6 protein-coding genes are annotated in these 7,201 nt (G+C 65.6%); 4 read left to right on the top strand and 2 right to left on the bottom strand.

From position 1 onward, the window contains the following. Positions 1 to 977 (bottom strand): aminopeptidase P family protein (locus Q0X61_RS12155; protein ID WP_297743012.1); only part of this gene is annotated, 977 nt, incomplete at its 3' end. Between the two features lie 54 nt (positions 978 to 1,031). Then, a complete protein-coding gene (coaA, locus tag Q0X61_RS12150) occupies positions 1,032 to 1,964 on the bottom strand; it encodes a type I pantothenate kinase (RefSeq protein WP_297743011.1) in 933 nt (310 codons plus the stop codon). A gap of 147 nt (positions 1,965 to 2,111) precedes the next feature. On the opposite strand from coaA, the gene glmS reads away from it, so the two are divergent. The 4 genes from glmS to Q0X61_RS12130 all read left to right on the top strand — a co-directional run bounded on the left by glmS (position 2,112) and on the right by Q0X61_RS12130 (position 7,085). Then, entirely contained in the window at positions 2,112 to 3,941 is a 1,830-nt protein-coding gene (gene glmS / locus Q0X61_RS12145) for a glutamine--fructose-6-phosphate transaminase (isomerizing) (protein WP_297743009.1), read from the top strand. A 98-nt stretch (positions 3,942 to 4,039) separates the two neighbouring features. Then, positions 4,040 to 4,855 (top strand): hypothetical protein, encoded by an 816-nt coding sequence (locus Q0X61_RS12140; RefSeq protein ID WP_297743007.1) that lies wholly within the window; start codon positions 4,040 to 4,042, stop codon positions 4,853 to 4,855. Continuing rightward, positions 4,852 to 6,156, top strand: coding sequence for a WXG100 family type VII secretion target (locus tag Q0X61_RS12135; protein WP_297743005.1), 1,305 nt, complete (start codon positions 4,852 to 4,854; stop codon positions 6,154 to 6,156). The genes Q0X61_RS12140 and Q0X61_RS12135 overlap by 4 nt, the downstream gene beginning before the upstream one ends. Further along, positions 6,153 to 7,085, top strand: a complete 933-nt coding sequence (locus tag Q0X61_RS12130) for a hypothetical protein (RefSeq protein WP_297743003.1) — start codon at positions 6,153 to 6,155, stop codon at positions 7,083 to 7,085. Before Q0X61_RS12135 ends, Q0X61_RS12130 begins: the two co-directional genes overlap by 4 nt. The last annotated feature ends 116 nt before the right edge of the window (positions 7,086 to 7,201 follow it).

Here is a 7,201-nt window from a genome sequence, read left to right as displayed (position 1 = left end):
CGTAGCACGGCGTCGTAGACCCGACGCTGTTCGGGCGTGAACGTACCTCCGACGGGCAGCGTGCGGGTGATGTCGGCGGTGTACAGCGAGTTCACCTCGACGCCCGCATCGAGCAGCAACAGGTCGCCATCGGCGAGGTCGCCGTCGTTGACGATCCAGTGGAGCGTGTTGGCGTGGTCGGCGCCTGCCGCAATAGTGTCGTAGCCGACGGCATTGCCCAGGTGGCGGGCATGGAGTGCGAAGATGCCCTCAACCCAGCGTTCGCCGCGCCCGTTGGCCACGGCGTTGGGTAGCTCGCGAATGACGGCGTCGAAGCCCACCTTCGTGGCGGCGATGGCGCGCCCCATCTCGTCGATCTCGTGCTGATCTTTGACGAAGCGCTGCGACGAGGCGAGACGATGCAGTTCTGCGTCGGCCTCGTCGTCGGCCCCGCCGCGCACGCGGTCGACGAGCTCCGTCACCGCGGGATCGGCTTCGCGGACGACACGCAGGTTGTCGCGCCCGGCGAGGTATTCCTCGAGGGAGCGCACGTCGCGGCACTCGATGCCGGTGAGGCTCGCCATCTCGTCGAGGGAGTCGCGTTGGCCCACCCACATCTCGCCGTAGCGGGCGTCGGCATAAAACTCCCGGTCGGTGCGCGGAGCACGCGGGCGGAAGAACAGCACCGACTCCGACGCGCTCACGACGAGCACCGCGTCGGGCTCCCTGTCCTCACCCAAGCCCGTGTAGTAGGCGAAGGCGGTGTGGGGGCGGAAGCGGTAGTCGGTGTCGTTGGCGCGCACCTTGAGCGGGCCTGCGGGGAACACCAGCGTCGCCTTCGGGTTTTGCTCGACGATCACCTGGCGTCGCTTGGCTGCCCAGGGAGCAGACGAGAGTGTGCTCGGCAACTCGTCGGAATAGGGTTCCCACCCCGAGACGATGAATTTCTTGAACTTCTCCGAGTAGGGGTCGCGGCGGTTGGTGTTCGAGTCACTCATGCCGGTCAGTGTAGACGCTCGCGGTTGATCCGCCGCGAGCGGATCTAGGGTGCGTCACACCTTGCGGATTGATATTTCCTCGATGCGGTGGTCGGAGCCTTTGCGCAAGATGGCGGTAGCGCGTTCCTTCGTCGGCTCGATGTTGTGGCGCAGGTTGGGGCCATTGATTTCGTCCCACACCCCGTGCGCAAACTGCGTGGCCTGCTCGTCGTTCATGTGCAGGAATTGGGTGTAGAAATCGTCGGGAGCGCCGGTGCAGCGTCGCTTCAACTCCAAGAAGCGCTCCGTAAACCAGGTCTTGATATCCGTTTCGTCGGCATCGACGAACACGGAGAAATCGAAAAAGTCGCTCACTGAGAGCCCAGCGCGCCCGTCCTTTTCGACGCGCGCAGGCTGGAGCACGTTGAGCCCCTCGATGATGAGGATGTCAGGGGATTCCACGACGATGGATTCGCCGTCGATGATGTCGTACTTCGAGTGGGAATACACGGGTGCCTCGACGCGCTCGTCGCCAGATTTCACGTCCATGAGGAAGCGCAGTAGTTTCTTGCGGTCATAGGACTGGGGGAAGCCCTTGCGGGCGAGCATGCCTCGTCGCTGCAACTCCGCGTTGGGGCGTAGGAAGCCGTCGGTGGTGACGAGGTCGACTTTGGGGGAGCCCGGTGCCTGGCGGAGGAGCTCCCGCAGCAGCCGGGAGACCGTTGATTTCCCGACGGCTACTGAGCCTGCCACCGCGATCACGAACGGCGTGCGGCGCTCATGCAGCGCGAGAAACTTGTTGCGCTCTTCATTGAGGTGGCTTGCGTTGTCGAAGGTGAGGTAGAGCAGTTGCGTCAGCGGGCGGTACACCTCCGCTACGTCTGCGAGGCTGGTTGGGTCGCCGATGCCGCGAAGCTTGGCGAGCGTTTTCTCGTCGAGGCGGATTGATGTGAGGTCTGACAGTGCAGCCCAGCTGCTGCGCTTGAGCGTGACGTACGGCTCGGCCACGAGCCCTCCTTCGCGGGAATTCGACGGTCACACCACCCTACCCCTACCTGTGCACGCGAGGCTGCCAAAAGATGTCGACAAAGCACCTACAGCAGGGTGCACGCCTGTTGTCAAGAAACGCGCAATCATCCTGTACATTTGGGGTTCATGTGCGGAATTGTTGGATACGTAGGCGCCCGAAACGCCAAGGATGTGGTGATTTCCGGGCTCAGAAGGCTGGAGTATCGCGGATACGACTCGGCTGGAGTTGCCGTCGCTAGCGGCGGACGTATCGAATGGCGGAAGCGGGCGGGGAAGATCGCCAACCTCGAAGCCGCCATCGAGGCCGAACCGCTCGGAACGTCCGACGTCGCCATCGGCCACACCCGCTGGGCCACCCACGGCGCACCCACCGACGCCAACTCCCACCCCCACGTGGCCGGGCGCATCGCCATCGTGCACAACGGCATCATCGAAAACCACGCAGCGCTGCGCGAGCAATGCGACGAGGAGTTCACCTCAGAGACCGACTCCGAGGTGGCTGCGCACCTGCTCAACCGCGAAGTGCGCTCCGGCAAGCGGCTCGCGGAGGCCATGCGCGCCGTCGCACCGCAGTTGGAAGGGGCGTTCACGCTCGTCGCCATCGACGCCGAGGAACCGGGCTGCATCGTGGCCGCCCGCCGCAACTCGCCGCTGGTGGTGGGCAAGGGCGAGGGCGAGTTCTTTCTCGCCTCCGACGTGGCCGCCTTCATCGAGTTCACCCGCGAGGCTGTCGAGCTGGGGCAAGACCAGATCGTGGAGCTCGACGCCGACGGTCTCACCGTTACCGACTTCGACGGCAATCCAGCCGATTACAAGGAGTTTCACGTCGACTGGGATTTGAGCGCGGCTGAAAAGCAGGGCTTCGACTGGTTCATGCGCAAGGAAATCTTCGAGCAGCCCTCCGCCGTCGCCGACACCCTGCTGGGGCGTCAAGATGAGCGCGGGGAGCTCGTGCTTGACGAACTCCAGATCCGCCCCGAGGAACTTCGACGGGTGAACAAGGTGGTCATCATCGCGTGCGGCACCGCGTACTACGCGGGGTTCGTCGCCAAGTATGCCATCGAGCACTGGGTGCGCATCGCCTGCGAGGTGGAGTTGGCGAGCGAGTTTCGCTACCGCGACCCCATCGTCGACGCCAGCACGCTCGTCGTTGCCATCTCGCAGTCGGGTGAAACAGCCGACACGCTGATGGCCATTCGGCACGCGCGCGAGCAGGGCGCCAAGGTGGTGGCTATCTGCAATACGAATGGCGCTACCATCCCGCGCGAGTCCGACGCGGTCATCTATACTCACGCCGGTCCGGAAATTGGCGTGGCGTCCACGAAGGGGTTCACCACGCAGCTCGTCGCTTGCTATCTCCTTGGCCTCTACCTGGCGCAGGTGCGCGGCATGAAGTTTGGCGACGAGATCGCTGCCATCCTCGCCGAGTTGGAGCGTATGCCGACGTTGATCCAGCAGCTCTTGGACCGCGCTGAGCAGTACTACGCGCTCGCCGAGGCGATTCACGACGAACCCTCGATGCTGTTCCTCGGACGCCACGTCGGTTACCCCGCAGCGCTTGAGGGCGCGCTGAAGCTGAAAGAACTCGCGTACATCCATGCGGAGGGGTTCGCCGCCGGTGAGCTCAAGCACGGCCCCATCGCGCTCGTGCACGATGGGCTGCCGGTGTTCGTCGTGGTGCCCCCGGCGGGGCGCGACCAGTTGCGTGACAAGGTGATCGCCAACATTGCCGAGGTGCGTGCCCGCGGAGCGCGCAGCATCGTGCTCGCGGAGGAATCTGACGACGAGGCGCGACGCAACGCCACCCATTTTCTCGCCCTCCCGCGCGTCTCGACACTCTTGCAGCCCCTGGTGGCCATCGTCCCTCTACAGCTTTTCGCCTGCGAGATGGCCACGCTGCTCGGCCACGACGTTGACCAGCCCCGCAACCTCGCGAAGTCAGTTACCGTCGAGTAGGCGCCGCCCGGCGGGCGACGGGGTTAGGTGGTTTGACCGCGGAGGTTAGCTGCGTGGGGCGGACGTTGCCGGCGGTGACGACACGTTCGTTGAGGGTCATGTGTCGCCTCCTCGCGCGGCTCCTGGCCGCCGCAGGCCCGGTGGGAGTGACCCCGTCGGGTGGAATACTGGGCCACATGACCGGCGAGTTCTTCGACGACGACTACGACCCGCTTGCTCCGATGCTGGCGGGCGACGAGGCGTGCGCAGACTCGGAATCGCTTGGCAGCTTTGGCCCGGGCAGCGAAGACGGCCCGTTGGAGTTGGGTGACGTCGACGACGGGGGTTTCGGCGACGGCATCGTCCGCATCTGGGTCGACGACGATGGTCGCCTCGAGAAGGTCCGTGTCAGCCCGTACTGGTTCAAGAAGCTGCAAGGCTCCGACACCCTAGCCGGGTGCTTCAACCAAGCGTTTCAGGTGGCCGGGATGCGGCTCGCTTCTCCGAAGGAAGCGAAGTTGCCAGACCTCGACGAGGAGCTCGGCGAGCTGCCCGAACCTACGTTCGAGAACCTCCGGATCGTGCGCCTCATGATCGAGGAGAACTCGCGACTCATCGCAGCCGCGGCGGAGGAAGCCGCGCAGCTTCCCGCGGCGCCACAGCGCCGCCTCACGGCCCGGCACGAGGGGGCGACCGTGGTACTCGACGCCGATGGCCGCCCCGACGAGGTCCGCTTCGACGAGGCCTGGCTTGATGAAGTCCAAGTGGGCCCGCTCGCCAACGCCGTCATGCGTGCGGCCAACAAGGCGTACGCGCAGCGCGTTCCCTCCGAACCCGACCCCCGTTTCGCGACACTCGATGACTACCAGCACAGGCAGGAACTCCTGTTGGCCGGATTGTTTCGTATGCTCAACCCGAAGAAGGTGAACCCATGACCGAGGCAGAGGAAATGTGGAAGGCGCTTCAGCGTCGCGCCGCGGAATCCACCATGCGTGGCATTTTCGCGGAGAGCGATGATCTCGTGGACGACGAAGATCTCCGCGAGGGGGTGATCAACCCCAACGCCAGTGGAGGCAAGGGCAAGGGAGGCCAGCAGGGCATGATGCCGCCGATGATGATGGGTGGTGCCGGCGGCGCTGGCGCCACCGGAGCGGGTGCGGCAGGCGCATCGGGCGCCATGGGCGCAGGTATGGGCGCGGCTGCTGGTCAGGCGGGCGCCGCAGGCGCGATGGGTGCCGGATCGATGAGTGCTCTCGGCGCCGCAGGCGCGATGCGCGGTGGCGGAGCTGGCGCCGGCGGGCTCGCGGCAGGTGGCGGTGTTGGCGCTGGTGGGCTCGGTTTGGGCAGCGGCTCGGGGCTCGGCGGCGTGCAGGCGGCGGGTGGTTCGGATGGCTCCATCCCGGGCGGGTGGAAGCTTGGTGACCCGATTCTTCCCGGCGACCCCCGGCATCCGGGCGGTGATGTCGGAGCGATCATGCCCGGCGATCCCATCTATAGCAACCTCGTTCCCGGCTACATCCCCCGTGTCGGCATCCGCCCCGGTGTCGACGGCCCTGACCTCGGCGAAGGCTTCGGCTCCGGTCCTCGCGGCGGGGGAGACGTCCCGTCGCCTAGCTTTTCCGGCCCCCACGGCGGGGGGATCAAGGCTCCTTCCTCCGGAGACAGCCCCGACCGTCTCGATGGTGGGAGCGGCAACCTCGATGGCGGGGGCGTCAACCGCCTCGGCGGCATCCCGCACAAGGGCGGCATCAACCACACGGGCGGTGTGGGAGACCCGACGAGCATGGGCGGCGCCGGTGCTCTCCGCGGCGTCGGTGGCGCGGGCGGAGGCTCCGGTATCGGTGCAGGTGGCATCTCCGGTGGTACGGGCGGCATCTCCGGTGGTACGGGCGGCGGCTCCGGTGGTACGGGCGGCGGCTCCGGTAGCGACGAGGGCGGTGGCGGGGATTTCACCGTCGACTCGAGCAAGCTGCGTGATTTCGCGAAGGCCTGGGACGAGACGTCTGAGCAGGTGTCGGTTCAGATCCCCCAGATGGTGCGGCCGGAAAACTTCGGTTTCGCCGGGCCAGCCCTCCGTGAGGCCCGAGCGCTGGCGGAGAAAACCAACAAGTGGTCCGACGAGGCCTCGCGCGAGTTCTCGGGTATCGCCCAGAGACTGCGTTCGACCGCGACGGATTATGACGAGCGAGAGCAGATCAATGCCTCGATCAGCGGACAGATGGGAGTGGCCCAGTGAGTTTCCAACAAGCAAGCGCGGGCATCGGCGCCGGAGGGCTCCTGGCGGCTACCGCGCAGTTCCGTAGCGAGCACGCCGGGCTCATCTCGAAGGGTAGGGGCGAGTACCAACGCATTCCGGAGACGATCGCTCAGTTCGAGGCCGCGCGTGATGCAGCAGAGCAACGTGATGAGGCGAAGTCCAGATCCTTCTGGTCAGAGTTGGGCGAGTTCAAAGATCACGGCTTCAACTACTGGGCGGACAAGGCCCGGTTCGAGGAAGAAGTTAAGGAGCTCATCGAAGGAGCGAAACAGGCACTGGAGGAGCTTCGCCGCGAAGTGGCGAACGCGACGGAGCATCTGGACGTGCCGAAGAGGCTTCAAGCGGAGGGTGAGCAGTGGATGCAGGTGCACCAGGCGTTGCTCGAGCCTGAGAAGCGGTTGCCCAGCTTCCAGGAGATCGAGGGATGGACAGGCCAGGCCGCTGAGGTGTACCGGACGATGGCCAAGGTGCAAGACCAGGCCGTCAAGGAATATGTGCCCATGGCCTTCGCGATGCGGAACACGTTTGCCGCGGCCCAGGAGTACAACGAAGCGGTGCTCATCGCGGTGCAGGGTTCCCTGGAGGGGGCCCTTGAGCAGGCACGGAAAGACGTGCCTGGAGGTCCGAAAGAGTACTACACGAATACGGCCAACTTCACGACGGCCGTCTCCCAAGCGACACTTGAGATTAAGCGCGCGCTGAGCATGGCGAACGCACCGAGTGAGGCTCTGGCCGGCGAGGTGCAGCGCCAGGCAGCCTCTCCCGCGGTCATCGCCGCAGGCTGGCCGACGGGAACTTCCTTGGCGGATACTGCTGCCCGGCAGGGTGCGGGAGTGGCAGGCCGCGATTTGGACGACAGTGTCGAACTCGACGTCTGCCTCCTGCCCGTGCAGGCAGCGAAGCGCTGAGGGCTATTCAGCCCCACAGGCTTGTTAGAAGGAGGAACATGGAGATGCGACGCATTCCCGCGCTGATCGTGGCGGTTGTGGTTTCCGCTGGGCTGGTTGCTTGTGGTCCGGGTTCG

The organism is uncultured Tessaracoccus sp. (assembly GCF_947255005.1).
In the GTDB taxonomy this organism is placed as follows: domain Bacteria; phylum Actinomycetota; class Actinomycetes; order Propionibacteriales; family Propionibacteriaceae; genus Arachnia.
This window is presented reverse-complemented; position numbering and strand designations above follow the sequence as displayed.